We start from the raw sequence: 26,282 nt of genomic DNA on the forward strand, positions 1-26,282 counted from the left end.
TCAACATCATGAAAATTACTCATTACGCACACAGCACTTTTTCAATTGAAGTTAAAGGAATTCACCTGCTGGTAGATCCTTTTATAACCGGTAATGAAAAAGTAAAGCAAAAAGTAAATATTGATGATCTCAAGGCAGATTACATCCTGTTAACGCATGCTCACCAGGACCATACTCTTGATGCTGAAGCCATTGCCAAAAGGACCGGCGCGGTTATTATCAGTAATTTCGAAATAGCGACCCATTATGAGAATAAAGGACTGGAAGTCCATCCACTGAATCACGGCGGAAAGTGGTCATTTGATTTCGGAACAGTAAAATATGTCAATGCTATCCATACCAGTTCCTTTCCGGACGGAAGCTATGGTGGACAACCCGGCGGATTTGTAATTGAAGGGGAGCATAAGAATATCTATATAGCCGGTGATACCGCACTCACAATGGATATGAAATTGATCCCAATGCACACCAAACTGGATCTTGCAATCCTGCCAATAGGCGATAATTTTACCATGGGAGTAGATGATGCTATCCTGGCCAGCGATTTTGTAGAGTGTGATAAGGTTTTGGGTTGTCACTATGATACTTTTGGCTATATAGAAATAGACCATGAAGAGGCAAAGCGAAAATTTTATGAGAAAGGTAAAGACCTCATGCTTCTGGAAGTGGGAGAAAGTATAGAATTGTAATTAAAATAAGTGCAGGCAAATTACCACCAATACATCCTCAATTTTAAACGCCCAAGTGGCACATCAAGAGGGGTTCTTACTCAAAAGGAATCCTGGTTTATAATTCTGGAGCAAAATGGTCGCACCGGAATAGGAGAGTGTGGCATTTTAAGAAGTCTCAGTTATGATGACAGGCCCGGCTATGAAGAGAAGTTGAAATGGGTTTGTGATCATATTGAGTTGGGGCCGAAACAGCTTTGGGAGGAACTCCGGGATTTTCCCAGCATTCAGTTTGGGGTGGAAATGGCTTTCAGATCATTGGAGACCCGGGATCCATTCCTGCTGTTTCCTTCGGAATTTACCCGTGGCAAAGATTCCATTCCCATTAATGGGCTTGTGTGGATGGGAGAGGAGCAATTTATGAAGCAACAGATCCTGGAAAAGATAGATCAGGGTTTTGATTGTATAAAACTGAAAATAGGCGCGATAGATTTTGAAACCGAAATGAACCTCCTCAAATTTATTAGAAAAGAATTTGGTGCAGCCGAAATGGAGGTAAGGGTAGATGCAAATGGCGCTTTTGCACCCTGTCAAGCTATGGAGAAACTGAAGCGGCTGAGTGATCTGTCTCTTCACAGCATAGAGCAACCCATAAAAGCCGGACAGCCGGAGGAAATGGCAGCCCTGTGTGAAGACACACCTTTACCTATTGCGCTTGATGAGGAATTAATTGGGATTACAAATAAAAGAGAAAAAGAAGATCTTTTACGAACTATCAAACCTCAGTACCTAATTTTTAAACCAAGTTTAATAGGAGGGTTTAAGGGAACTGAGGAGTGGATTGAGACTGCTGCCGGTCAAAATACCGGCTGGTGGATAACCAGTGCCCTTGAGAGCAATGTAGGTTTGAATGCAATAGCACAATACACGTACACCTTAAAGAACAATATGCCCCAGGGATTGGGAACCGGAGGTTTATATACCAACAATTTTGAAGCTCCTTTAAAAGTTGCTTCAGGGCAGTTATGGTACAGACCGTCCAAAAAATGGATTTTTAACCTATAGAATTTACAATGTTCATACAACAAGCCTACAAAGCAAAAACCGAGTGGTGGCGATATTTGATCGGGATCGTTGTTATTTTTCTTGCCTGGCAACTTTTTGGTGCTTTGCCTTTTATGGCAGCAATATTTCTTGAAGCAGGTCCCGAGGTTCTTACCCTAACTCAGGAAGAGATGATGCAGGTCCTGGAATCAAATCTTGCTTTCTTCCTGTTATTACTGTCTTTTGCTGTAGGCCTGGCGGCACTTTTTGTCGTGATAAAATTCCTGCACAATCAGTCCATCAAAGATGCGACCACAACCCGAAAGAAGGTCGATTGGGGTAGATTTTTATTTGGATTCAGTATCATCGCCGTATTCACCATAGTGACCACCCTGGTCGATTATAACCTGCGACCCGAAGATTTTTTATGGAATTTCCAGACCGTACCATTTCTCATACTGGCGGCTATTGCATTGATCATGGTTCCGCTCCAAACAAGTTTTGAAGAATATCTCTTTCGGGGATATTTATTGCAGGGTCTCGGCGTTCTTGCCGGAAACCGCTGGTTTCCGTTAATTATTACTTCAGTGATCTTTGGAAGTCTCCACCTTTGGAATCCCGAAGTTGAAAAACTGGGATATATAATAATGGTTTATTACATAGGTACGGGTCTGCTTCTGGGCATCATGACCCTTATGGATGAAGGTCTCGAACTCGCCCTTGGGTTTCATGCCGGTAACAACCTGGTAGGAGCATTATTAGTAACCGCCGACTGGACAGCATTTGAGACTAATTCTGTACTTAAAGACGTTTCTGAACCTTCTGCGGGACTGGATATCCTTTTACCGGTATTAATAGTTTACCCAATATTTCTTTTTCTAATGGCAAAAACCTATCGTTGGACCAACTGGAAAGAGAAGTTGTTTGGTAAGGTAAGGCGGCCGGAAACCTTAAAGTATTCTGAAGAAATTTAGTTTTTCTACCCAAATTGTTAACTTTAGGGTTTTAGCAGTTAAACTTTATTAAAGTTATGCAAAACCAATTCAGCTTACCAGAAACTCATCCCGATTTCAGACTTAACGGTCTGCACTATACTAACGAGGAGTTGGCTGCGGTAGCCTATAGTCTTATAAAAGAAGGAGAACCCTATGAAGGCCAGGCAGGAAATTTTCTGCTCGACTGGCTTAATGATAAGGATTATGTCGAAGTAAAAACTTCAGGCTCCACAGGGCCTCCAAAGAAAATACAGATCCGAAAGCAATATATGATCAACAGCGCCAGAGCTACCGGAAAATTTTTCGATCTTCCGGCAGGTACCACAGCCTTGCATTGTCTGCCTGTTAATTTCATTGCAGGAAAGATGATGTTGGTGCGGGCAATGTTGCTAGGGTGGAAACTTGACCTTGAATTACCAAAAGCTAATCCTTTGGACCGGATCTTTAAGATCTATGATTTCTGTGCCATGACACCTTTCCAACTGGATAATTCTTTGAGTCGTCTACATCTTATAAGGAAATTAATAGTTGGAGGAGGGGCAGTGTCCAGTAATCTGCGGAGTCTTGTGCAGGGGATTAGTACCGAAGTGTACGAAACCTATGGAATGACAGAGACCGTATCGCATATTGCCGCAAGACATGTCAATTTTAAAAAAGAAGAGGAGGAACCGCTGCCATTTACTGCACTTCCCAATGTTATATTATCTACAGATGATCGCGGATGCCTGGTTATTGAGGCTCCCCAGTTAACAGATGAGGTACTGGTGACCAATGATGTTGTGGAATTACTTTCCGATAAAAATTTTATCTGGAAAGGCAGAATAGATAATGTGATTAATTCCGGCGGAGTAAAACTTCACCCTGAAGAGATAGAAGCCAAACTGGCCCCCATAATTGCACATCGTTTTTTTGTCACCTCTTTGCCTGATGCCGCCCTTGGTGAAAAACTGGTTTTAATGGTGGAGAGTGAATTTTCTGAAACTGCACTCCATAATCTGGAAAGAGAGATCAAAAACTGCCGCAAACTGGGTAAGTTTGAGGTGCCCAAAAAGATCTATTTCGTTGAAAAGTTTGAAGAAACTCCCAACGGAAAGATCCACCGTGCGAATACCTTAAAAAGCAGGATGGTCTAAACCTGCATTTTGAAATAGTAATCAAGTGAGTGTTTACCCGATCCATAATAGATGAAAAAAGCTGTTATGGCCAGAACTACTACTGCCAAAATTAAATTTCCCCAACTCAATGGACCCAGGAAATTTATAAGGATTGCTCCTAATAAAATTGGGACCTGAGCAATTAAAGCCCAGCGGGTAAGCAGTCCAAAAGCGATTAGCAATCCTCCCACTAAATGTGCGGGAGCAACATAATGCAGTAACAGCATTACTCCGCCATAGCCCTTAAGAGGTGCAATAAGTTCTGTTAGCATGTGGGTTTGTGAGATAAACTGAATTCCCTTCAGGAAAAAAAAGACACCCAGGGCGATTCTCAGCAGGTCAAGCGGATAGGAAGTATGCGCATTGGCCCATTTGTTCAATGATTTTATTGTCGTCATAACTTCTGTTTTTTGAAGTTATAATGTACTAAAAATTAAGGACTTATGGAATTGAGTGATAAAAAAGGATCGCGATTTAGTTTTGGTAATTACAATTTTCCTGTTGTTTTAAAAATTTTAGAGGTTCTTTCTATTGATGTAGAATTCTTTTTCTACCACTTCAATTTCTTCGGGGGAGGACAGCTTTTGCTCCATTAACTGCCATTCGGGAGTGGGATGAAGACGAATTTCCTTTCCCCTGACCAACACATCTACCGGCATATCAAAACCTTCAACATTGGCTTTCCAGCGGTACATGATCTTCTTTCCTTCCTTTTTGAACTGTAATTCAGGAAGAGCAGGATGACGCAGATATTGATCAAAAACCGGCTGCAGGTCATAAGATATGGCAGTGTTGAAGAAATCCTCGGTAGTACCTGTGGTGATGATCTTATGACGATTTGACTCCGTATAATCCTTTAGTGTTTTCCACCATAGATCATCATTATCATAAATGCTCCTGATAGTGTTGAGCAGGTTTGCTCCCTTATGATACATATCTCCCGAGCCTTCACTATTAACACCATAATCTCCAATGATCTTCCGGGTGTTGCCAATTCCTGATCTAATTCCTTTTAAATATTCCAGGGCCTCTTCTTTGCCCCATCGGCATTCTACATAAACGGCTTCAGAATACGAAGTAAAACCTTCATGTATCCACATATCTGCTATGTCTTCTGCGGTAATACTATTGCCAAACCATTCGTGACCTGTTTCATGTATAATAATGAAATCCCATTTAAGACCTATTCCTGTCCCGCTAAGATCTCTTCCAAGGTATCCCATCTTATAATCGTTTCCGTAAGCTACGGCACTTTGATGCTCCATTCCCAGGTAAGGAGTTTCAATAAGCTTAAAACCATCTTTTTCAAAAGGGTAAGCGCCGAATTTGTCATAGAAGCAATGCATCATGAATTTCACTTCTTCAAATTGATCTTTTGCTTTTTCGAGATTGTAAGGTAGCACGTAGTAATCCAGATCAAGATCTCTGAACTTATCTCTGAAGTGAACATAATTGCCAATGTTTACTACTACATTGTAATTGTTGATGGGACTTTCAACCTTCCAGTTCCAGCGGGTGTAACCATCCTGAAGTACCTCTTTCCCGGTGAACCGGCCATTTGAAACATTCATGAGTTCATTGGGAACTGCAACTCCTATTTCTACTTCTTCGGGTTCATCACTTTGATGATCCTTGTTAGGATACCAAAGACTGGCTCCTGTACCTTGCACTGCAACTGCGATCCAGTCATAACCTTCCTTATCCTTTTCAAAGACAAAGCCGCCGTCCCAGGGTGCATTTTTCGCAATAACAGGATTTCCGGAATAGTAGAATTGTATGGAATCTGTAGTGTTTTTTGTCATTTTTGGAACCAGATCAACAAAGACCGCATTGTATCTCCTGTTGAAATCCATTTTCTCTCCTTTGTACAGGATGGAATCCACTTTCATGTTCTGGAATAGATCTACCTGCATTACCGGCAGATCTTCTTCAGCTTTAAAGGTAATTGTATTGGATCCCGAAATGAATTTCTCTTCAGGAACTACCCGCACATCGAGCTTGTACTTGAGAACATCGTAATTCCTTTCGGGCCGCAGAGAACCCCGCAAAGTGTCGGCTTCAGTAAATTGTTTTTTATTTGATAACACCTGAGCCGATAAACAGGCCGAAGAGAACAAAAGCAGGATAAGAAGGTAAATTTTCATTATAATTTAATGTTTAGGATGAGAAACAAACATTACGATATAAGGATGTTCTGCAAATCTCTTTCGGCGATATTCATGCTGGGTTTCAAATTCTTTTATGCCTATACCAATACAGTTTTGATAGGAGTAATGATACTTGAGGATCTCAAGATCTTCGGCAGATAATTCCTTAACTATTCCACATGCAGCCAGAAAACTTTTACAGGAATTTGAAAGAATACTTTTAAAATAACCCAGGGTTTCAAAAAAGCGCTTTTTGAGATTCATTAAAGCTTGTTGTTCGTATGCATAAGCGTATGTATTAACCTTGAGGGAAGCTCGAGTGAAATAATGTCTTTCCCAATTAAGATAATATCCCGATTCCTTATCCGTTATTCTCGGATCAAGATCGAAATCGTCCGGATCATTCCTGTAGAAGACGAAATAATTGGCTTCATTTCTATTTGAAACTTCTCTCATATTTAAAGAGTCAATTTGCGATGCCAGCTCTTTTCCGAATTTGATTAGCTCTTTTTGATGTTCTTCCGGAACCGACTCATCAAAATGAATTCTAATTCCTTCTTTCCATACCTTAATACTTTGTTTTGCACGATCCCGTTTGTTCCTGGCACCATAGACAGCAGCTTTATATTTTTCTATAAAAAGAGAATCCTGGGGCTCAATCTGAACCTTTACTCCATCAGGGAAATACATTTTTAGAGCCGCACTAATTAAAACTAAGGTATCACCTTCCCGATATTGAAAATTGCTGGAATCCATCTTAGTTAAAGCAATTTCTCTTTCCTTTATATGTTTTAAAGATATATACCTGCGGACTTTACTATGATCAAACTCTTCAGGAACTTTCTGGGTATAAGATTTAAAACCAAGACTTAAAAACAGGAACATAAAGAGCGGAAAAAGTTTCATTTATGTTTGAATTACACCAAGATTAAAATCTTTTTCAATAGGAGCGTGGTTGGCTGCTTCGATACCTGTAGAGATCCACTTTCTGGTTTCTAAAGGGTCTATCACGGCATCTGTCCATAAATGTGCTGCAGCATAGTAAGCGGAAGTTTGCCGGTCATATCTCGCTTTAATTGCCTCAAAGACTTCTTTTTCTTTTTCGGCGTCGACTTTTTGACCCTTTTTCTCCATGGAGGCGGTTTCGATTTGTGCCAGCACTTTTGCTGCCTGGGTTCCCCCCATCACGGCGAGTTCTGCACTTGGCCAGGCAAAGATGAGTCTTGGATCATATGCTTTTCCGCACATAGCATAATTTCCGGCCCCATAGGAGTTCCCAATGATCACAGTAAATTTCGGTACCACCGAATTACTCACCGCATTTACCATTTTTGCACCGTCTTTTATGATCCCACCATGTTCACTTTTGCTGCCCACCATAAAACCTGTCACATCCTGAAGAAACACTAACGGAATCTTTTTTTGATTACAGTTGGCAATAAATCTTGTTGCTTTATCTGCAGAATCTGAGTAGATCACTCCGCCGAATTGCATCTCTTTTTTAGCATTTTTGACGATCTTCCGCTGGTTGGCCACTATTCCCACTGCCCAGCCATCGATTCGGGCGTAGGCGGTGATGATGGTTTGGCCATAACCTTCCTTGTATTCCTGAAACTCTGAATTGTCCACTAATCTGGCAATGATCTCCCGCATGTCATACTGCTCGTGTCGCAGCTTCGGAAGAATTCCGTAGATATCCTGTGGATCTTTTGCGGGTTTTACCGGTGTTTTTCTATTGTAACCTGCCTTGTCATAGTCACCAATCTTGTCCATTAAACCTTTGATGGTATCAAGTGCGTCCTTATCGTCTTTTGCCTTATAATCGGTTACTCCGCTAATTTCACTGTGCGTTGTAGCTCCGCCTAGGGTTTCATTATCTATGGATTCCCCAATTGCTGCTTTGACAAGATAACTTCCTGCCAGAAAAATACTTCCGGTTTTTTCCACAATTAAGGCTTCATCACTCATAATTGGCAAATAAGCCCCCCCGGCTACACAGCTGCCCATTACGGCAGAGATCTGGGTAATTCCCATGCTGCTCATAACCGCATTGTTCCTGAAGATCCTTCCAAAATGTTCTTTATCTGGAAATATTTCATCCTGCATAGGCAGATAAACCCCGGCGGAATCCACAAGGTAAACTATTGGGATCCGGTTTTCGATCGATATTTCCTGCGCTCTAAGATTTTTCTTTGCTGTAATAGGAAACCAGGCTCCGGCCTTGACGGTGGCGTCATTGGCCACAACTATACACTGTTTGCCCGAGACTTTTCCAATTTTCACTACCACACCTCCACTGGGACAGCCGCCGTGCTCTTCGTACATTCCGTCCCCTGCAAAAGCACCTATCTCAATTGCTTCCTTAGAATCGTCAAGAAGATAATCTATCCTCTCCCGGGCGGTCATTTTACCTTTTGCGTGATGTTTTTGAATACGCTTTTCACCGCCTCCGAGTTTGATCTCTTTTAAACGTTGTTTAAGATCTGATACTAATAATTTATTGTGGTCTTCGTTTTTGTTAAATTGGATGTCCATTAATAAGATTTAATAGTCGGGTTTTTAGTTTCTGCTTCGCAATTAGGGCCCCTTTTGGGGGCGAAATCAGGAATGGTTGCTAAAATACAAAAACCCCGCAACTAAAAATGTTCAGAAAAATAATTAAAAATGCGATATTTGTCATAGGATCGTTTGCTGCGCCCAGATAAATTTACCCCCTTAAATCAGCAATTTTTCTAGATTAATTATAATAACTGCAGTCCAATGGGAATGAATAAGAATTCGATTTTTGCCTGGGCATCTTTTTGTATGCTCTTAATAGGGATCGCCCTGGTATTATTAGGAGTACTTAAATATGAAGATTACGCGATAGGCTTTTCTACAGTGGGAATTGGATTTTTTGTAATGTCCTGGGCATTTAATGCCTTAAAAGGAAGAGTATAGAACCATATTTCTTTGAAAACAAAAGTGGGTACCGGTCTTATCGGTACCCACTTTTATTTGGACAGGCCATTAGACTATTCGGGCAACTTTTTGAAATGATATTGAACTTCATCAACACCTTCAACATCGTCAAATTCTTCTTCATTGTAAAGAAGAAGTGTAGTAATGTTCAGGGTTTGCATAGTAAAGATATCTCCCCCGTCAGGAAAATTTAAAGCCAGCTGATTTCCGGAAAGAGTATAGTTACCTGTGACTTCTTCTTCCCCCGAATGCCACACAACTACCCCTCCGGTTTTAAACTCCAGAATATCACCTTGAGCAGCCATAAAAGTTCCGTTCACAGTGTATCCTTCCAGATCCCATCTTCCCATTAAATGAGCTTCAACAGAACCTATTTCGCCGTTATCGTCATCAATCGAACAGGAGGTCAGACCCAGGAAGAACAGAAACATTAGCGGTAAATAAAATTTTGTTTTCATTTTGATCGTTTTGATTTTTTTTTAATTCACATCTATAGAGACTATAGGTTCCCACAATTGTTACAGAGTTCCAAAAATATGGTTTCAAATGAGAAAAATATTGCCCTTCTTAAAATTTAACTCTCAGAATTTCTCTTTATCTTTTTAATCAAACTGAAAACTATGGCAAAGGAAGATATAATTAAAAAACAACTTGAAAAGCAGCTTTTTGGAGGGGAAGCCTTTATGCCGGTTGATGAAATGCTGAAGAAAATTTCTTTTACCCAGGTTCATATACGCCCAAAGGGCCTGCCTTACTCGTTTTATGAGCTTTTTTTTCACATGTGGTTCACTCAAAAGGATATTCTCGGGTACTGCACAAATTCTTCTTATTCTTCGCCTTCCTGGCCAGATGATTACTGGCCAAAAAAAGTGGCCCCTGCCAGGGAGCCTGAGTGGATAGAGCTGCAAAAGGCCTTTTTTGAAGACCGGGAAAAGCTGAGTAGACTAATCCTTTCTGAAGACACTGCCCTTAATGACCCTGTGCCATCAAATGAGGAGCATACTATATTCAGAGAGATCCTGCTGGTAATTGAGCACACGTCATATCATAGCGGTCAGTTATTAATAATCCTGAGGCACCTGGGACTTCATTCCTCCTGAAATTATTCCGCAGCTGTATTATTATCCGGTCTAAAATTGTGATATTTGCCTGTTTACAGGAAAATAAAGTGGAGGTCTGGAAGATCTTCAGAAAAAATTAAAAATTACATTTTATGGCAGACGATAAGAAAGTGATTTTCTCCATGTCTGGTTTGACAAAGACCTACAAGGGGGAGAATACTCCGGTTTTAAAAAATATCTATCTCAGCTTCTTTTATGGGGCTAAGATTGGTATCCTTGGACTGAATGGTTCAGGAAAATCCACCCTTTTAAAGATCATAGCAGGGAAAGAAAAGAATTACCAGGGGGATGTTGTATTTGCACCGGGATATTCTGTTGGGATGCTGGAGCAGGAGCCCGAGCTGGATGATGATAAGACAGTTCTGGAAGTGGTCAAGGAAGGTGCAGCCGAAACAGTAGCTATCCTGGAGGAATACAATAAGATCAATGACATGTTTGGCCTTCCCGAAGTTTATGAAGATCCCGATAAGATGCAGAAGCTTATGGATAAACAGGCTGCACTTCAGGACCAGATCGATGCCAGCAACGCCTGGGAACTGGATACAAAACTGGAGATAGCAATGGATGCGCTAAGAACTCCTGAGCCCGATAAAAAGATCGGTGTGCTTTCGGGTGGGGAAAGAAGAAGGGTTGCCCTTTGCAGACTATTGCTTCAGGAGCCCGATGTGCTTCTGCTCGATGAGCCTACAAACCACCTGGATGCGGAATCTGTGCTGTGGCTCGAACAACATCTTCAGCAGTATAAAGGAACTGTGATCGCCGTAACGCACGACCGTTACTTCCTTGACAATGTTGCTGGCTGGATCCTTGAATTAGACAGGGGAGAGGGTATTCCGTGGAAGGGGAATTATTCGTCCTGGTTGGATCAAAAGTCTAAGCGCCTTGCACAGGAGCAGAAACAGGCCAGCAAACGCCAAAAGACTCTGGAAAGGGAGCTTGAATGGTCCCGAATGGCACCGAAAGGAAGACAGGCCAAGCAAAAGGCACGTCTTAACAATTATGACAAACTGCTAAGCCAGGATCAGAAACAAATGGATGAGCAGCTGGAGATCTATATTCCAAACGGGCCCCGCCTGGGAACTAATGTGATCGAGGCTCAAGGTGTGAGCAAAGCCTTTGGAGACAAGTTACTTTACGACGATCTCAATTTTAAACTTCCCCAGGCAGGAATTGTGGGTATTATTGGACCAAACGGTGCCGGTAAAACCACAATTTTCAAGATGATCATGGGAGAAGAAAAGCCCGACAAAGGAACTTTTGAAGTAGGGGAAACAGCTAAGATCGCTTATGTGGACCAAAGTCATACCAATATTGATCCCGAGAAAACGATCTGGCAAAACTTCAGCGATGAGCAGGAATTGATTCTCATGGGCGGCCGACAAGTAAACTCGAGAGCTTATTTAAGCCGGTTCAACTTCAGCGGAAGTGAGCAAAACAAGAAAGTTAGTAAACTTTCCGGAGGGGAAAGAAACCGTCTTCACCTGGCCATGACCCTGAAAGAAGAAGGAAACGTGCTGTTACTGGATGAGCCTACCAACGACCTTGACGTAAATACCTTACGTGCCCTGGAAGAAGGTTTAGAGAACTTCGCCGGTTGTGCGGTGATCATCTCTCACGACCGTTGGTTTATGGACAGGGTTTGTACTCACATCCTGGCGTTCGAAGGAAATTCTGAGGTTTATTTCTTTGAAGGCAGCTTCTCTGAATACGAAGAGAACAAGAAGAAGCGGCTTGGAGATGTCACTCCAAAACGTATCAAGTATAAGAAGCTTGTGAGATAAAATTTACAGGTTAAAATTAAACTGCCCCTGAAGGAATTCTAGGGCAGTTTTTTATTTTCTTCCATTGGGAGATTAAGTTTCAGTTTTTTTGCCAGTTTTTCGATTACATCAATATCCGTTTTATTATCCAGAGAATTACGGGCATCGAGAAGAAGCCTTTCTGCTTCAGTATTCAGGTTTTTATGATATGCTTTTTCTTTTGCTTCTTGTTGTTGGAGGTAAATAAACATATAACCCAATTTTTGCACCACCACAATATCCTGTTTACTATAGGTTCGAATAGATGCCAGGAGATTGTACAGCAATTCTTCAAATTTTACGGGCCGTTCCCGCGCATAGGTTTTTCCATTGTCATGAATATAGGACTCATCGGTCATCAACATCCTCATTCGTAGAAGTTCGGTGAGATAATCTATAGCATTTAAAGCAGTTCCGGGATCGTTAATACCCGGAGACATAGCTTTGGCAATTACTTCGGCAATCTGTTTAAACGCCAGCACATAATTATCAGCAACCAATTCCTTCCGGGAAAAATGGAAACAATCCAGAACGGTTTCAATTTCCTTTTGGGTTAAGGCTTTTTTGCTTCGGAACAGCGAAATTCCCTGAAGTACAAACATACCCCGCACCGGAAGAATTTCTATCAGTGTATCTTTTTCTTTACAGAATGCAATGAGTTTTTGCCGGTTCAGGTGCCGGAAGTATCCACTTGTTTTAGTGTAATAGTCTTGCCAGTCATGAGAATCAGGAAATCCGGTTGAAACATTCTTTTCCCGCTCCAGGACTTCATGTAGTCTCGTTTTTGCCGAGCTGTAGATCTCATCAAGAATATAGGTGATCTGTATACTCTGCGAGATATTGTGAATAAAATATATGAAGGAGTATAAGGAAACAACCGTTGCTAAAATTCCCAAAAGGACCGAAAAGCCGGGGATCTGATATTTATCTCCAGTAGGTTGTATATAGAAAAGTATAAATATACAGTAGAGAATTGAAAACAGATATATTCCCAGGATGATCTGGTGGCGGTAATCAGATATTAATCCGGGAAGCAGGCGGGGAGAATAATTATTGGCTGCCTGGTTAAGAAGTAGCATAACCATTGAGAAACTAAAAACCATCATGGAGATAAGTCCCGTGATACAGGCGCTGAGGATCACCATTGCAGTATCGCCATTATTGACTACGAGAAAAGGTGCGTTCTCCACAAGATAATCGGAGATTCCCCGTTTCTCCAGATACATCATAAGAAATGCGAACACTAAGCCTGAAAGAGCAAATAGGGTAGGGTAAAAAGCTATTTTACTTTTTAGCTTCCGGTAAAAACTGTAAAGGTTTGAGAAAAAGTTTTTCATTACTGAAAGGATAAATAAAACCCCGCGATGAAGGCGGGGTTCAGGTATTACTGGTTGAAATTATTATTCGGAATCTTCAGGATACCAGTTGGCCATAACAACCTCTACCTCAGAGTTGCCCTCGTTTACCAGCTGCTTGAATCTTTGAACATCGGCCTTTCCATCCTGTCCTCTGAAATGATAAGGGTAAACTTTTTCGGGTGCAAATTCTATTACGGCATCTGCTGCGGCATCCACAGGCATGGTATAAGGCAGGTTCATAGGAACCAGAGCAATGTCTATATCCTCCAGGTTCCGCATTTCGGGAATATCCTCTGTGTCGCCGGCTATATAAAGTCTTTGTCCGTCCTTTTCCAGTAAATATCCATTTCCGCGACCTTTGGGATGAAATTGTTTTGCTTCTTCCCGCAGATTATACATGGGAATGGCCTCAATGGAAATTCCGTTTTGATCTCTCATTTCGCCGTTATTCATGACGGTGATTTTTGCGGCAAGAGAGTCCGGCAGTTCATCTTTAACGGCCTGGGGTGCTATTATAGGAACATTTCCCAATTGGAGATTCCCTAATGTTTCAGCACTCATATGATCTCCATGAATATCTGTGATCAGGACCATATCCGGCCTGTCCATGCCCGAAAAAGCTTCCGCTCCTCCCACGGGATCTAGATAAATAGTGGTTTCACCCCAGTTGATCACTGCAGTGGCATGAGAAATGGGATTTATTTCAATCTGTGAACTTTCAGCGGTTGCGCGGGTTTCTCCCTGTAAAACATCCTGTCCTGTAACGGCAGGTGTGTCACTTTTTTCATCTCTGCAGGAAAGTGAGATCAGTGAAATTAAAAAGACTAGTAGAATTCGTTTCATAATTAAGAAGTTTGAATAAAACTACCTAAAAATGAATCTTTTTACCACTGATTTAATAGTACTTTAAGAAAGTGATAGTTCCATTTTTATATCTCCACGGGCGTACGGATTGTTTTCTCCAATGGGAATTTCTTTGAATCCAGATTTTTTATAAATATGAATAGCGTTTTCGAGCTTCCGGTTAGAGTAGATGATGAGTTTGTTCCATCCTTTACTCCTCGCATAATCGAGCGTGTAACGCATAAGTCTTTGGCCCACATTCTTTCCCTGTACAGCCGGTACAACAGCCATTTTAGTAAGCTCAAATATTCCCTCGTCTATTTTCATTAGGGCTACTGTCCCCACAATGTTTCTGTGATCCCGCACAAAAAAGATCGTGCCGCCGGGTTCAATGATGTATTTTTCCGGGTTTCCAAGAACTTCCTCATCGTGAGGTTCAACCCAAAAGTATTTTTCCAGCCATTCAATGTTCAGATCCCTGAAATCTTTCGCGAATCTGGGTTCGTATGCTATAATCTCCATTAATTATTCTCCTATTTCTCTTTTTTGCCAGGGCCATTTTCCCTCGAGTTCCACCTGCAAAGAAAGGCTTAAAAAGGTTCTTATCAATACGATCATTCCAAGAACCAGCACATTTTCCATCGTTGGTGCTGTGCTTACGGTGGCAATAATATCGGCAGCTACAAGAAATTCCAGTCCCAGCAGAATTGCTTTTCCAAGATCATGGCGAAAGGTGCGGTAGGTACTACCATCTTCATGTTGCTCAAAAAAATACCTCCAAAGTGCGAAAAAAGGTCCGATAACCATTACTAAAACTCCGGCAACCTCAATAATTAAAGCTGCAATATCTATGTATTCTTTAATGATCTCATGCATAGGTTCTGTGTCTTAGAAAATCGGTCACTAAATAGCTAAGGGCCTTTCCTGTGGAAAAATACTCCGCAGCCATTGCTTCGCAAATATGAAGGTAGCAACAATTTTCTTCATTTGCCACCTCCTGCAGCAGTTTGCGGATCTCTTCCATACCTAATCCTGCCGGAGAAACTGCACTGCTGGGAAAATTCTCAATAGCGTCACAATCCAATTCCAGCCCAAATTTTTCACTCCTCACAAAATTCAGATGCTCTAGAAAAGTCTTTTCTCTGCCTTGCTTCGGAAGTTCTTCCAACAGGTTGAAATGAATATTTTCCGATTGTTTCATTTCCTCAAAAATGTAATGCGGAGTGTAATTCTTATGTAAACCAAAAACGGAATACCTCTCTAAAAAGCCATTTTTGAAGGCGTAGCTGAAGCCGTTTCCGCTGTGGCGATAATCGGTTTTCCGCAGATCGGTGTGGGCGTCGATATTCAGGACGTTTATGGGTTTGCTGAAGGCTTCCGAAGCTCCTTTGATATTTCCATAGGCATTGTTGTGTCCGCCGCCAATGATCACCGGAAATTTCCCTGCTAAAATCACCTTTTTGACCACCTCACTGACCATGGTGTCAAGCTGCAGCACAAGATCTCCCAGCTTCTGAACATAATTAGGATCTGAAATATCGATATTTCCGGCTTTTTGCATTAATTCTGAAGTGGTGATCTCTCCAAGTAACAGTATTTTATCACCTGAATTATATTCATTTTCCTGCACGTTCAGGAATGACTTCAAAAATTCTTTCCAGGCTCCGGCAGTTCCCGGTTTTCCATAGTTAGCCCGGACGCCTATATCTTCAGGGATCCCAAAAATGACAATTTTAGCCGGAGTTTTTTCCAGATCTTCGAAACTGTTGCAGAATTGCACTTTCTCACCCAGCTTGGTCTCACCAGGTCTCACGGAAAGATAGCGGGAGAGATGTTTTTCAGAATAAAGCTTTAGCTCCTTCATCTACACCTTTTTTCCGTTAATATAAACCGAATCAATATGATTTGCACCAAAAGAGTAGGGCAGGAAACCATAGGAAGGGATAGGCTCTGTGAGAATTAAATTTGCAGCCTTGCCTTTAGTGATACTGCCGTGAGTGTCAAGAATCCCCATTGCGTATGCCGCATTGATGGTGGCGGCGTTTATAGCTTCCTCGGGATTCATCTTCATTTTAATGCAGGCGAGGGATACCACGAGATTCATATTTCCGCTTGGCGTGCTGCCTGGATTATAGTCGGTCGCCAGCGCCAGGGGTAATCCGGTGTCAATGATCTTTCGCGCCGGCGTGTAGGGAATTCCAAGGAAAAGCGAGCAGGAGGGAAGTGCCACCGGCATCGTTTCGCTGTCCTCCAGTACATCGAGGTCATCTGTTTGCAGCACCTCCAGGTGATCTACAGACAATGCACCATGTTGTACAGCAGTTTTTATTCCCCCAATCGCATTGAACTGATTCACATGTATCTTGGGGATCAAGCCCAGTTTTTTGCCGGCTTCCAGAATTCTGTCTGTGTCTTCTACCGAGAAATATCCTTTTTCACAGAAGACATCTACATATTCGGCAAGTCCTTCTTCCATGACCTGTGGCATCATTTCATTGATGAGCAGGTCTATGTAAGCCTCCTTATTCTCTTTATATTCCGGCGGAAGCGCGTGTGCTCCCAGAAAAGTAGCTTTTATTGGCAGATCAAAATTCTTCTTCAATCTTTGGATGACCCGAAGCATTTTAAGTTCGGCTTCCGTGGTAAGGCCGTAGCCTGATTTGATCTCGATGGCCGTGGTTCCCATTTTCATTACCTCTTTAAGCCGGCTTTCCGATTGCAGATAAAGATCATCTTCAGAAGTTTGCTGTAGTTTTTTAGCCGAATTTACTATACCTCCGCCTTTTGCAGCGATTTCCTCATAAGTAAGGCCGTTGATGCGGTCCACGAATTCCTGTTCACGGTTTCCGGCGTAAACCAGGTGTGTGTGGGAGTCGATCCAACCGGGTAACAACATTTTTCCGGAGGCGTCTATTTCCGTAGCATCTTCAAAAAAGGGAATTTCTGACATCCTTCCGAAGTCGGCTATTTTTCCGTCTTCTACCAGCAGCCAGGCGTCGTTCAACACCGGAAGTTCCTTCATTTCACTGCCTTTTAAAGGCTTAAGTGTTTCCTCTCTAACCTGTACAAGCTGTTTAAGGTTCGTAAATAAAGTTTTCATAGAGTAAATATAGAAAAGAAGTGAGAGAAACCGCAGGCTTTCCAATAATAAGCTGCTAAAAATGGTATTTTTGAGACCCCTGTGTTTTCAGTAATTATTTTTACCTTAGAGGAGAATTTTTTATACGATCATGAGCAGTAAAAAACCCGGAATAAATACCATTTGCACCCACACAGGCGAGCTAAAGGACGAGACTTTCAAAGGTGCGGTTTCACCCCTCTATATGTCAACCTCTTATGCCTTCGAGGATGTGGAGGTCAAAAGATATCCCAGATATTTTAATACTCCCAATCAAAAAGCCCTGGCGCAAAAAATGGCCGCTTTGGAAAACGGGGAAGCTGCCCTTATTTTTGGCAGCGGAATGGCAGCTGTGAGTACTTCCCTTCTCGCTTTTCTTCATAAAGGCGATCACGTGGTGCTTCAAAAAACACTCTATGGTGGTACCAGTAATCTGGTGACCGAGGAGTTTGAGAAGTTCGGGATCGAATTTAGCTTTTCAAAAGATCTTTCTGTTCAGGCTTTTGAAGATGAGATAAAAGAGAATACAAAGGTGATCTATATTGAGACTCCTTCAAATCCCTTGCTTACTATAACCGGTATGGATGCTGTGGCGAACCTTGCCAAAAAGCACGGACTCATAAGTATGATAGATAATACTTTTGCTTCTCCCGTGAATCAAAATCCGCTGGATTTTGGAATTGATGTGGCAATTCATTCTGCGACCAAATACATGGGCGGGCACAGTGATATCCTGGCAGGAACGGTGATCTCTTCGGGCGAGAACATTGACCGGGTCTTTCAACTGGCCAAGAACTTTGGGGGAAGCCTGAGTGATTACACGGTGTGGCTTCTGGAAAGGAGTATAAAAACAATGGGTATACGAGTGAAAGCACAGAATGCCAATGCCCAACACCTGGCAGAATTCCTTGAAGGAAATGAGTTGGTGAAAAAAGTTTATTATCCGGGCTTGCCTTCGCATGAAGACCATGAGCTGGCGAAAAAGCAGATGAAAGGCTTTGGAGGAATGCTTTCTTTTGAGCTGAAGGATCTTGACGCCACCACTTTTATGAAATACCTGAAGTTAATAAAGCCATCTATGAGCCTTGCCGGAGTGGAATCTACAATTCTTTCTCCCGCTAAAACCTCTCACGGACTGCTTTCTCCTGAAGAAAGGGAAGAGCAGGGGATAAGCGATCAGCTAATGAGATTTTCTGTGGGGATTGAAGAGCCCGAAGACCTCATTGCAGATATAGAGCAGGCGCTGGAAGAAACCAGGAAGGATATGCTGGATGTGAGGCTTTAGAAAAGATGCTAGAGTCTGGAGACTAGAATCTAGACTGATTGAGTGATCAGTGTTCAGTGTTCAGTGATCAGAGAATAAAAAATATCCGTGTATCCGTGGCTAAAATAGAGAGTCACAAGGCGAAAGAGTGGTCAGTGGTCAGTGATCAGAGAATAAAAAATACCTGTGTATCTGTGGCTACTTTTAGCCGGGAAAAGGAATGAGAATAAAGATTGACAAAATAAAATAATGAAATTAGACATACTTGCCATAGGTTCCCATCCCGATGATGTAGAGCTCAGTTGTGCCGCCACTCTGGCGAAAGAGATCTCCCGCGGAAAGAAGGTCGGGATCCTGGATCTTACCAGGGGAGAATTGGGAACCCGGGGAACTGCCGAAATCAGAGATCAGGAAGCGCAGGATGCTGCCCGTATCCTGGGAGTATCCATGCGTGAAAACCTGGAGTTCAGTGACGGATTTTTTGTGAATAATGTGGCTCATCAACTGGAGATCATTAAAGTGCTGCGCAGGTATAAACCGGAAATTGTGCTCTGTAACGCCATAGAAGACCGGCATATAGATCACGCTAAAGGAGCACAGCTCGCAAACGATGCTTGTTTTTTAAGCGGCCTGAGAAAGATCGAGACCATTTACAATGGAAATTCGCAAAAGGCCTGGCGGCCAAAACAGGTCTTTCATTATATTCAGTGGAAAAATCTGAAACCAGATGTGGTAGTGGATGTCAGCGGATTTATGGAAAAGAAAATGGAAGCGGTAAAAGCCTACAGATCTCAATTTTTTGATGAGAACAGTGAGGAGCCGGAAACGCCAATTTCAAGCAGCAATTTTTTCGACAGTATTAGCTACAGGGCCAGAGATCTAGGCAGATTAATTGATGTGGAATATGCTGAAGGATTCAACACCAGCCGTTACGTGGCGGTGGATTCATTGTTTGATCTGAAGTAAAAAAAGAGAATTTTTTCTTTTGTAAAAGAAAGGATTTATGCTACATTTGCCTCCGATTAAAATGGTGGTTGTAGCTCAGCTGGTTAGAGCGCCTGATTGTGGTTCAGGAGGTCGCCGGTTCGAACCCGGTCTTCCACCCGTTTTAAAGGCTCCTTTGGAAACAAAGGAGCTTTTTTTTGCAAAAAAATTAATCTTGAACAGAGTGGAAGACCGGGTGAGAAGCCTGTCCTGAGCGCAGCCGACCTTTTTCTCCGCTGCTCAAAGTCTCATGACTTTGAGCTTTATACAGTCCGTTTCAAAGTCGAATGCTCAACAACGTCTCCTGACGTTGAAACTACTTTTGATAAGAAGTAATAGCCTTATTTAAAATACTGTAACAAGAAGTCCAGGGACTTCAAGAGCTTTTTACTTTTGTCAGAATTTAATAGGCGCGAGGGGCAGACCTCACGCAATGTCGCAGACTTCACGCAGCTTCGGAGTGAGATTAACCCTGTCAGCGGTTACAAACCCTGACAGCGGTTGTGGAAACTAAAAACCTCACAGGTCTCAAAGACGTGTGAGGTTTGTTTTTATCGTAACGACAGGAATTACTCCGCCGCCTCTGTCAAGGTTGGTTTGTCAACAAAAGGTCTTGTTTCCCGGTTAGCAATTTCCCAGGCAGTAAGAAAAATAAGTTTTGCTCTCTTCTCAAGCAGGTCATATTCTATCTTATCTGGTGTATCTGTTGGCCTGTGATAATCTTCGTGTACTCCATTAAAGTAGAAGATGATTGGTATATCATGCTTGGCAAAGTGATAGTGATCACTTCTGTAGTAAAATCTGTTTGGATCGTTTTCTTCATTAAAAGTGTAATCCAGGTTGAGGTTCATGTATTTCTTATTTACTTCCTCACTTATCTCATGAAGTTCGGTACTTAACCTGTCACTTCCAATCAGGTATACGTAATCTCCGGCACTTTCCATTCCTTCTCCAATTCTTCCAATCATGTCAATATTCAGGTTGGCAACTGTGTTTGCAAGTGGGAAAACAGGATTTTCAGAATAAAACTTTGAACCTACGAGGCCTTTTTCTTCACCGGTGACATTCAGGAACAGAATGGATCTTTTGGGAGTATATCCATCAGCCTGAGCTTTCTTAAAAGCTTCAGCTATTTCCAGAATGGCTACCGTTCCCGAACCGTCATCATCTGCACCATTAAAGATATTTCCTTCGGCATCCACACCCACGTGATCATAATGAGAGGAAATAACAAGTACTTCCTCAGGATTACTGCTGCCTTTAATGTATGCCAGCACGTTTTCAGTGTCCTTGATCTCTCCACGGGTGAAATAGGAGCCGGGAATTTCCTGGTAATAGTCATCTTCCCCAAATGGAGAAGCAATATCCAGTTTTTTGTATTCGGTTTTTAAATACTCTGCAGCCATTTTTTGTCCGGGTTCTCCTGTATCCCTTCCCTGAAATTCATCGCTTGCAAAGGTGTAAAGATGTTCCTTAAGTTCTCCCGCTGTTATGGTGTTGGCATATTCCATAGGATTTGCATCGCCGATATCCCGCGACTGCTGTGCCTTACATCCAATAAGACTTACAGCAAGAGAAAATATTAATACTTTTTTCATTTTTGTTTTATAGTTTAAGATAAGGCAGCCAAGATAATAGATTTTGAGAAACTTCGGAATTATCCTTTGAAAACCTTACTTCAGGTAATAAAAATTAGCTTCAACAATTCAGAAATAAGAGGATTTTGTCGTATTTTTAAAGGAACAGGATTGACTAAATCTTCGCCTTATGAAAACAGATATCCCCATTTCAGAAATAATGACAAAGAACATTCTGCGGCTTTCTTTAAAGGACGATCTTTCTACTGCTGAGTCACTGATGAAGAAAAACCATATAAGGCATTTACCGGTGGTAGAAAATGAGCGTATTGTAGGTATGGTGAGTCTCAACGATCTGTTAAGGATCTCTTTTGCAGATGCAGTGGATGCCCAGGGAGAGGAAGTAGAGACTTCTGTTTATGATATGTTCACCATAGAACAGGTAATGACTAAAAAAGTGGAATGGATTTCTTCAAAAACCACGGTGGCCGAAGCTTCCCGTCTCTTCCTGGAATATGAATTTCACGCCCTTCCTGTGGTGGATGACGACTGTCTCACGGGTATTGTTACCACATCTGATGTCATAAGGTATTATCTTGAAGAACATCATAACAGGTAGAAAAAAGTGAGAAGAGTACTGTAGGGGGATACACTTCTCACTTATGTGCCTTTTTCAGGCTAATGCTTTGCTTCCCAATTTAAATTTTTTTATCCTACGAATAATAACTCTACTGTAGGGTTTAACCTGCATTTAACAGAAGCTGTAGGAAGTTTCTTGATAGTACAATTCTTCCTGTCTATTGTTATGCAGGGAATTTCTTAACTTCCAAAATATTTTTTGGAATTGGTTGTGTTTTTTAAATTTCCGGACCAAAGTATTGGAATTCAGGATGAAGTATCCTCTTCTCCTTTTATCTCTCCGTCAAGAGCATTTACGTGCCGGAATTTCCAGTAGATTATCGCACTGCAAAGATTATTTAGAGATGAAATTGACTGATTGATCACGTTAGTCATGGTGCTTACCGGCACTGCCGTACTGTGAGTTTTAATATGCTCATAAAGTTCCTCGATCAATTTATTGTAGGCCTGTTCATTTTCCTGCAGCCATTTTTCGGGCTGTTCCATATTTTCCTCTGTTTCGAGTGCCTGCTGTATCTCTGCCAGCCTCTGATTAATAACCTGCCTTAGATCCTGAATGATTCGGGAGGCTATGGGATCGTTTTGCTCTCTCATGAACATAATGTTATGGGTGATATCTTTGATATCTTTGGCACTATATATAAGTGATCTCAGGCCCATCATTATTGCTGTTAATTGTTCAGCTTCCTGCGGACTCAGATTTTCCCGGTGTAGCCTGGCATAATAGGAGGTGAGTTCGTCCTCAAGACGTTTTATCCTTTCGTATTTTTTAGCAAGGTCACCGGCGCTCGCAAAGAGTTTTTTCCACCTGGATTCCAAAGGTTTATCTGCTTCCTTTCTGCCAAAATTCTCAGTTATATAATTACCGGTATAAGTATAGACCTGGAATATTTCTTTATCCAGGGCCTGGAGAGCAACATCGGCCACTTTGGGAGAGATATTCTTTATATAGAGTGTTTCTCCGGGTGGTGCAGCATGTTTGAACCGCTTGTTGAGAAATTTTCCGAAGTGATTGAGAACAGGATAGAACAGAAGAATTCCCAAAGCATTAAGAACGGTATTAAGAAGTACAAGCTCAATTAAAGGATCGTCAACTCCAAAAACAGAATAAGTAATATGTACAAGAGGTTTTATAAAAAAGAAGACCAGCATACCTGTTGTCACATTGAAGATCACGTGCGCCAGCATAAGTCGTTTGGTATCTGCATTGCCGCCAATAGAAATAAATATAAGGGTGGAGGTAGTGCCAATATTAGCACCAATAACCATCGCCACACTCTGATAAATATCAATAAGATCTGCATTAAGTGCACTTAAGATGATGACTATAACCGCAGAGCTAGACTGTATAAGGGCAGTAATTAAAATGCCCAATAGTAAAAAAATCCACAATCCGTAATCCGCGAATTGAGAGAGATCTATTTGGGCAGCGATATTTTCAATAGAAACCTTCATAAAATCCAGTCCCAGGAATAGCAGACCGAAACCCACAAGGAGTCCGCCGGTATTCCGTAGAAACGGTCTTGTATCCAGAAACAGGTAACTCAAAATACCTACTGCGAGAAATGGAAAGGAGAAATCTGCTATATCAAGTTTAAAACCAAAGGTGGCGACGATCCAGGCGGTGAAGGTAGTGCCGAGATTAGCTCCCAAAACTATACCTACAGCATTTTTAAGAGCAATAATCCCTCCACCCAAAAAAGCCAGTACCAATAATGTTACCATTGTACTGCTTTGTAGAATTGCGGTAACTGCAGTGCCGGTGAGAATACCTTTCCAGCTTCGGTTTGTAAAGCGTTGTAGTAAGTCTTTAAAAGATTTTCCTGCGAGGGCCTTTATGCTATCCTCCAAATGACGCATTCCAAAGAGGAAGATCCCCAAACCGGCAAAAAACATCCAGAAGTCAAATCCTGTATTTTCCATTGTGGAGTAAAGCTTTATAAAGATAAATTAAAAGGATAAGATATCCTCTAATCTGAACTTCTTCTAACACTCCAACCGTGAATTAAAAAGAGGTGATCTGTTTAACCTCTACACAGAGGAATTTGCATCTTTTTCTTGTCGATGATATTTGAGTTTAAAATCAGACCTCAAGGGTTTTAAGAATCTTGAGAGATCTGGGTGTAAGAGAATTGTAGCAGGCGTGACCCTGCCCGGCGGGCAGGATTGCAGATTTCAATTTATTGTTGTCCGATTAAAAATAAATGAATATCAGGAGCCTGGAAAACAGTACGTTTGAAGTTGTTTCTTTCCGTATAGGGGGTGGTCTTTAGATCTTGGTGATTTTTCCATTTTAAAACAATAGATTAATCAAGTACTACTAAGGATCAAACACCAAAAAAGTCTTGGCTCTTGATTCCAGAAGCGCAGCGATCTTGATTCTTTTCCCTTACAGCAATGATTTCAATTAGCAAGTCTTTTGACTTTTGCTCTATTTAAAGTTTCCTCTCTATAAACTATCAACCGATCTGTATTTCAGTTGAATTACCGAAAGTTCTGCATCGTTGACTTTCTGAACGGCATTTTTATAATCCTCAGCAGAATCGATCACCACTCCTTGCAGGTGTTCTTTCAAGGTGGAGAAAACCTTCACCTCAAACCAGACTTTGTTAAGAATTTCCTGCTCTTTGGATGTGATGCCGGTGCTGCCGTTAATCATTGCCTCCATATGTTTACGGGCAATATCTTTTATATCATCGGCTACATTACCACCGGTAGGCAGATTGCGGATTGCTCCTACTACAAAAAATATCTTTCCGTAGCCGACCTTCTCAACATATTCGTTTCCGTATTTCAGCTTGTACAGCTCCGGATTTTCATCATACACTTTGGCAAGAGAATCCCGTACCTCCCAATTGTTTTGAAAGGACTCATAACCGTCCCCATATTTGCCTCCACCAATCAATACACCTCTTTCGGTTACCGGGTACTGTTCAATGACCGCCTGGTACAGTTCAGTGCTTACAGCAAACCTTGTGGCAAAATAATTTCCTGGATTGTAGTATTCATCGAATAGCCGGTAAGGAAACATAAATGCTATTGGGTCGGCATCGTTTTCCCAGGAAGGAGTTTGGGAAGATGACTGATTAATTTTAAAGTAGGAGGTTTCAGTAGCACCAAAAGGATTTGCGACCGGAACCTGAGTGCCTGTGTAAATTCCCGCACCAACCTGCTCCCGGTAAGCATAGTTTTCATCAAGAACAGTTTCTCCATTACTTGTAACGATTACATTCCGGCTTCCCTCGGGTTGATTGTAAGAGGTGATGGCAGTGCTGCTATCATCAGCCGCAGTAAATTCAACCAAACTCAACTCTCCATCGGTATAGGTGTGAATGGCCGTACCTTCCTCACTATAAATTTTCTTTACTGAAGGAAGTCCGTTCTTATATTCTGTTTCAAACCATAAAGTTCCGTCGGGTAGATAATATTTGGACCAGAGCGGTTTATTATCTTCACTACGGCTAACTTCCATATACAGGTGGTGCTGCGGATAACTGGCGTATACTTTGGCCGATTTAATATACCCGTTTTCATAATATTCGAATTCTTCGGTAGGATTCCCTGAAAGCTGGTATCTGCCTTGTTTTATCCAGCCGTTCTCGTGTTGATCGATAAGCTCGAAATGTGAAGTAGATCCAATTGAGTAGTCGGTTGGCGGAACATTGTCTTCTTTTTCGCAGGAAAATAAAAGTACTGTAACTGGAAGGAGTAGAGGAAGGTAATAATTTTTGAACATGGTTTTGGTTTTTAAAAGTTACTACAAATTGTAATGCCCGGGCTAGCTCCATAAATAAACCATGTGCCCTTTGCAAGCACAGTTAATCCTGATGGTTTGTTTTTGATTTCTTTCCAACACAGATAATTTTGTTAAGCTACCTCTACGGCACCGGTGCTTTCCCCGGCAGCATTTATTCGCCGAAAAGAGGAGATGAGAATGTAGAAGTAGTAAACATTCAACAGGGCGTACATAACTAGTTGAATGATCTCTTTCCAAACCGGAAATTGATTGGAAGGAATAAAAACGTATTCTGCTATAAAGTAGAAAATTACCAGGATGAAAGTTAATCCAAATGCCACAAAAATGGTATTAATTGCGGCCACAAAGGAGAGCGAAATGAAGCGTTTAAAGTAATCTTTGCCATCTCCTGCCTGGTTGATCTGAAAGGTCTTTCTAACTCCCCAGACCACTGCCACTACACTTATGATCAAATGTGCCCAGGTGGCCCAGAAAGGTCCGTCGCCTTCAGGAAGATAACCTGTCACAGTAAACAGTGTGACATGAATGAAGAGGTAATTGAAAGCCACTTTATCGGAAAGCTTTCCGTTTATGAGCAGATCTTCTAATCCTTTAATGTTATACCAGATCATATTTCTAAATTTTTATGACACGCCAAAAGCATTTAAGCAAAAGACTTTATTATTTAGTAGGAATTTTCTATAATTTGTTACAGAAATATAACTTTTTCTCTGCTCCCTGATAATTTTAGCCTTCGACGGTGAGGGTAATTTCTTTGCGAGAAAGAGGGATTACCTAAAGGTGATCCCCGGAGGGGGGAACCTACATACTTTAATTGCTTCAGGCTACGCCTGTAAGCACTTTTATTTTATTC

The 26,282-nt window shown here is 41.6% G+C and carries 25 protein-coding genes and 1 tRNA gene; 11 read left to right on the forward strand and 15 right to left on the reverse strand.

Annotated elements, in window-relative coordinates:
* Positions 1-8 precede the first annotated feature (8 nt).
* Genes G564_RS0109740 through G564_RS0109755 form a run of 4 tightly spaced genes read left to right on the forward strand, consistent with a single transcriptional unit; the run spans position 9 to position 3,840 of the window.
* Positions 9-689 (forward strand): metal-dependent hydrolase, encoded by a 681-nt coding sequence (locus tag G564_RS0109740; RefSeq protein ID WP_029037501.1) that lies wholly within the window; start codon positions 9-11, stop codon positions 687-689.
* Between the two features lie 9 nt (positions 690-698).
* Entirely contained in the window at positions 699-1,733 is a 1,035-nt protein-coding gene (locus tag G564_RS0109745) for an o-succinylbenzoate synthase (RefSeq protein ID WP_029037502.1), read from the forward strand.
* A gap of 8 nt (positions 1,734-1,741) precedes the next feature.
* Entirely contained in the window at positions 1,742-2,686 is a 945-nt protein-coding gene (locus G564_RS0109750) for a CPBP family intramembrane glutamic endopeptidase (protein WP_029037503.1), read from the forward strand.
* A 56-nt stretch (positions 2,687-2,742) separates the two neighbouring features.
* On the forward strand, positions 2,743-3,840 hold the full coding sequence (locus G564_RS0109755) for an AMP-binding protein (RefSeq protein WP_029037504.1): 1,098 nt from the start codon (positions 2,743-2,745) through the stop codon (positions 3,838-3,840).
* On the opposite strand, the gene G564_RS0109760 is transcribed toward G564_RS0109755, so the two are convergent.
* The 4 genes from G564_RS0109760 to G564_RS0109775 form a co-directional block, all read right to left on the reverse strand.
* A complete protein-coding gene (locus G564_RS0109760) occupies positions 3,837-4,259 on the reverse strand; it encodes a DoxX family protein (protein WP_029037505.1) in 423 nt (140 codons plus the stop codon). The two genes, G564_RS0109755 and G564_RS0109760, sit on opposite strands and share 4 nt — an antisense overlap.
* A 117-nt stretch (positions 4,260-4,376) precedes the next feature.
* A complete protein-coding gene (locus G564_RS0109765) occupies positions 4,377-6,005 on the reverse strand; it encodes a M1 family metallopeptidase (RefSeq protein WP_037373808.1) in 1,629 nt (542 codons plus the stop codon).
* A 6-nt stretch (positions 6,006-6,011) separates the two neighbouring features.
* Positions 6,012-6,914, reverse strand: coding sequence for a hypothetical protein (locus tag G564_RS0109770; protein WP_029037507.1), 903 nt, complete (start codon positions 6,912-6,914; stop codon positions 6,012-6,014).
* Positions 6,915-8,543: an acyl-CoA carboxylase subunit beta gene (locus G564_RS0109775; RefSeq protein WP_029037508.1), complete on the reverse strand. Its 1,629-nt coding sequence runs from the start codon at positions 8,541-8,543 to the stop codon at positions 6,915-6,917.
* A 225-nt stretch (positions 8,544-8,768) separates the two neighbouring features.
* Between G564_RS0109775 and G564_RS0109780 the strand changes: the two genes are divergently transcribed.
* Positions 8,769-8,948: a CAL67264 family membrane protein gene (locus G564_RS0109780; RefSeq protein ID WP_029037509.1), complete on the forward strand. Its 180-nt coding sequence runs from the start codon at positions 8,769-8,771 to the stop codon at positions 8,946-8,948.
* A gap of 74 nt (positions 8,949-9,022) precedes the next feature.
* On the opposite strand, the gene G564_RS0109785 is transcribed toward G564_RS0109780, so the two are convergent.
* On the reverse strand, positions 9,023-9,427 hold the full coding sequence (locus G564_RS0109785) for a hypothetical protein (protein WP_156879213.1): 405 nt from the start codon (positions 9,425-9,427) through the stop codon (positions 9,023-9,025).
* A gap of 162 nt (positions 9,428-9,589) precedes the next feature.
* Between G564_RS0109785 and G564_RS0109790 the strand changes: the two genes are divergently transcribed.
* A complete protein-coding gene (locus G564_RS0109790) occupies positions 9,590-10,069 on the forward strand; it encodes a DinB family protein (RefSeq protein ID WP_029037511.1) in 480 nt (159 codons plus the stop codon).
* A gap of 113 nt (positions 10,070-10,182) precedes the next feature.
* Positions 10,183-11,871, forward strand: a complete 1,689-nt coding sequence (ettA, locus tag G564_RS0109795) for an energy-dependent translational throttle protein EttA (protein ID WP_029037512.1) — start codon at positions 10,183-10,185, stop codon at positions 11,869-11,871.
* 38 nt (positions 11,872-11,909) lie between these two features.
* Here ettA and G564_RS0109800 read toward each other — a convergent pair whose 3' ends face one another.
* The 6 genes from G564_RS0109800 to hutI all read right to left on the reverse strand — a co-directional run bounded on the left by G564_RS0109800 (position 11,910) and on the right by hutI (position 17,190).
* Positions 11,910-13,226: a DUF2254 domain-containing protein gene (locus G564_RS0109800; protein WP_029037513.1), complete on the reverse strand. Its 1,317-nt coding sequence runs from the start codon at positions 13,224-13,226 to the stop codon at positions 11,910-11,912.
* A 63-nt stretch (positions 13,227-13,289) separates the two neighbouring features.
* Positions 13,290-14,090 (reverse strand): MBL fold metallo-hydrolase, encoded by an 801-nt coding sequence (locus G564_RS0109805; RefSeq protein WP_029037514.1) that lies wholly within the window; start codon positions 14,088-14,090, stop codon positions 13,290-13,292.
* Positions 14,091-14,153: 63 nt separating this feature from the next.
* A complete protein-coding gene (locus G564_RS0109810; protein ID WP_029037515.1) occupies positions 14,154-14,612 on the reverse strand; it encodes a GNAT family N-acetyltransferase in 459 nt (152 codons plus the stop codon).
* Between the two features lie 3 nt (positions 14,613-14,615).
* A complete protein-coding gene (locus G564_RS0109815) occupies positions 14,616-14,966 on the reverse strand; it encodes a DUF1622 domain-containing protein (protein ID WP_029037516.1) in 351 nt (116 codons plus the stop codon).
* A complete protein-coding gene (locus tag G564_RS0109820; RefSeq protein ID WP_029037517.1) occupies positions 14,959-15,954 on the reverse strand; it encodes a formimidoylglutamase in 996 nt (331 codons plus the stop codon). The genes G564_RS0109815 and G564_RS0109820 overlap by 8 nt, the downstream gene beginning before the upstream one ends.
* On the reverse strand, positions 15,955-17,190 hold the full coding sequence (gene hutI, locus G564_RS0109825; RefSeq protein WP_029037518.1) for an imidazolonepropionase: 1,236 nt from the start codon (positions 17,188-17,190) through the stop codon (positions 15,955-15,957).
* Between the two features lie 130 nt (positions 17,191-17,320).
* On the opposite strand from hutI, the gene G564_RS0109830 reads away from it, so the two are divergent.
* The 3 genes from G564_RS0109830 (at position 17,321) to G564_RS0109840 (ending at position 19,577) form a co-directional block, all read left to right on the forward strand.
* Positions 17,321-18,493, forward strand: a complete 1,173-nt coding sequence (locus tag G564_RS0109830) for a trans-sulfuration enzyme family protein (RefSeq protein ID WP_029037519.1) — start codon at positions 17,321-17,323, stop codon at positions 18,491-18,493.
* A gap of 228 nt (positions 18,494-18,721) precedes the next feature.
* Positions 18,722-19,438: a bacillithiol biosynthesis deacetylase BshB1 gene (gene bshB1, locus G564_RS0109835; RefSeq protein WP_029037520.1), complete on the forward strand. Its 717-nt coding sequence runs from the start codon at positions 18,722-18,724 to the stop codon at positions 19,436-19,438.
* Between the two features lie 63 nt (positions 19,439-19,501).
* A tRNA-His gene (locus G564_RS0109840) sits at positions 19,502-19,577 on the forward strand.
* Between the two features lie 448 nt (positions 19,578-20,025).
* Here G564_RS0109840 and G564_RS0109845 read toward each other — a convergent pair.
* A complete protein-coding gene (locus tag G564_RS0109845; protein ID WP_029037521.1) occupies positions 20,026-21,054 on the reverse strand; it encodes a M28 family metallopeptidase in 1,029 nt (342 codons plus the stop codon).
* Positions 21,055-21,223: 169 nt separating this feature from the next.
* On the opposite strand from G564_RS0109845, the gene G564_RS0109850 reads away from it, so the two are divergent.
* Positions 21,224-21,652: a CBS domain-containing protein gene (locus G564_RS0109850; protein ID WP_029037522.1), complete on the forward strand. Its 429-nt coding sequence runs from the start codon at positions 21,224-21,226 to the stop codon at positions 21,650-21,652.
* A gap of 266 nt (positions 21,653-21,918) precedes the next feature.
* Here G564_RS0109850 and G564_RS0109855 read toward each other — a convergent pair whose 3' ends face one another.
* The 3 genes from G564_RS0109855 to G564_RS0109870 form a co-directional block, all read right to left on the reverse strand.
* Positions 21,919-23,595, reverse strand: a complete 1,677-nt coding sequence (locus G564_RS0109855; protein ID WP_029037523.1) for a Na/Pi cotransporter family protein — start codon at positions 23,593-23,595, stop codon at positions 21,919-21,921.
* A 526-nt stretch (positions 23,596-24,121) separates the two neighbouring features.
* Positions 24,122-25,408, reverse strand: a complete 1,287-nt coding sequence (locus tag G564_RS0109865) for a toxin-antitoxin system YwqK family antitoxin (RefSeq protein WP_029037524.1) — start codon at positions 25,406-25,408, stop codon at positions 24,122-24,124.
* Positions 25,409-25,539: 131 nt separating this feature from the next.
* The gene (locus G564_RS0109870) at positions 25,540-26,040 is read right to left on the reverse strand and encodes a hypothetical protein (protein WP_029037525.1); all 501 of its coding nucleotides are present in this window, start codon (positions 26,038-26,040) and stop codon (positions 25,540-25,542) included.
* Positions 26,041-26,282: the final 242 nt, after the last annotated feature.

The organism is Salinimicrobium xinjiangense DSM 19287, from assembly GCF_000423585.1.
GTDB classification, from domain to species: domain Bacteria; phylum Bacteroidota; class Bacteroidia; order Flavobacteriales; family Flavobacteriaceae; genus Salinimicrobium; species Salinimicrobium xinjiangense.

Coding starts and splice junctions, on each gene's coding strand:
- G564_RS0109740 (WP_029037501.1), top strand. CDS start 9: ATGAAAATTACTCATTACGCACACAGCACTTTTTCAATTGAAGTTAAA.
- G564_RS0109750 (WP_029037503.1), top strand. CDS start 1,742: ATGTTCATACAACAAGCCTACAAAGCAAAAACCGAGTGGTGGCGATAT.
- G564_RS0109755 (WP_029037504.1), top strand. CDS start 2,743: ATGCAAAACCAATTCAGCTTACCAGAAACTCATCCCGATTTCAGACTT.
- G564_RS0109760 (WP_029037505.1), bottom strand. CDS start 4,259: ATGACGACAATAAAATCATTGAACAAATGGGCCAATGCGCATACTTCC.
- G564_RS0109765 (WP_037373808.1), bottom strand. CDS start 6,005: ATGAAAATTTACCTTCTTATCCTGCTTTTGTTCTCTTCGGCCTGTTTA.
- G564_RS0109770 (WP_029037507.1), bottom strand. CDS start 6,914: ATGAAACTTTTTCCGCTCTTTATGTTCCTGTTTTTAAGTCTTGGTTTT.
- G564_RS0109775 (WP_029037508.1), bottom strand. CDS start 8,543: ATGGACATCCAATTTAACAAAAACGAAGACCACAATAAATTATTAGTA.
- G564_RS0109780 (WP_029037509.1), top strand. CDS start 8,769: ATGGGAATGAATAAGAATTCGATTTTTGCCTGGGCATCTTTTTGTATG.
- G564_RS0109785 (WP_156879213.1), bottom strand. CDS start 9,427: ATGAAAACAAAATTTTATTTACCGCTAATGTTTCTGTTCTTCCTGGGT.
- G564_RS0109790 (WP_029037511.1), top strand. CDS start 9,590: ATGGCAAAGGAAGATATAATTAAAAAACAACTTGAAAAGCAGCTTTTT.
- ettA (WP_029037512.1), top strand. CDS start 10,183: ATGGCAGACGATAAGAAAGTGATTTTCTCCATGTCTGGTTTGACAAAG.
- G564_RS0109800 (WP_029037513.1), bottom strand. CDS start 13,226: ATGAAAAACTTTTTCTCAAACCTTTACAGTTTTTACCGGAAGCTAAAA.
- G564_RS0109805 (WP_029037514.1), bottom strand. CDS start 14,090: ATGAAACGAATTCTACTAGTCTTTTTAATTTCACTGATCTCACTTTCC.
- G564_RS0109810 (WP_029037515.1), bottom strand. CDS start 14,612: ATGGAGATTATAGCATACGAACCCAGATTCGCGAAAGATTTCAGGGAT.
- G564_RS0109815 (WP_029037516.1), bottom strand. CDS start 14,966: ATGCATGAGATCATTAAAGAATACATAGATATTGCAGCTTTAATTATT.
- G564_RS0109820 (WP_029037517.1), bottom strand. CDS start 15,954: ATGAAGGAGCTAAAGCTTTATTCTGAAAAACATCTCTCCCGCTATCTT.
- hutI (WP_029037518.1), bottom strand. CDS start 17,190: ATGAAAACTTTATTTACGAACCTTAAACAGCTTGTACAGGTTAGAGAG.
- G564_RS0109830 (WP_029037519.1), top strand. CDS start 17,321: ATGAGCAGTAAAAAACCCGGAATAAATACCATTTGCACCCACACAGGC.
- bshB1 (WP_029037520.1), top strand. CDS start 18,722: ATGAAATTAGACATACTTGCCATAGGTTCCCATCCCGATGATGTAGAG.
- G564_RS0109845 (WP_029037521.1), bottom strand. CDS start 21,054: ATGAAAAAAGTATTAATATTTTCTCTTGCTGTAAGTCTTATTGGATGT.
- G564_RS0109850 (WP_029037522.1), top strand. CDS start 21,224: ATGAAAACAGATATCCCCATTTCAGAAATAATGACAAAGAACATTCTG.
- G564_RS0109855 (WP_029037523.1), bottom strand. CDS start 23,595: ATGGAAAATACAGGATTTGACTTCTGGATGTTTTTTGCCGGTTTGGGG.
- G564_RS0109865 (WP_029037524.1), bottom strand. CDS start 25,408: ATGTTCAAAAATTATTACCTTCCTCTACTCCTTCCAGTTACAGTACTT.
- G564_RS0109870 (WP_029037525.1), bottom strand. CDS start 26,040: ATGATCTGGTATAACATTAAAGGATTAGAAGATCTGCTCATAAACGGA.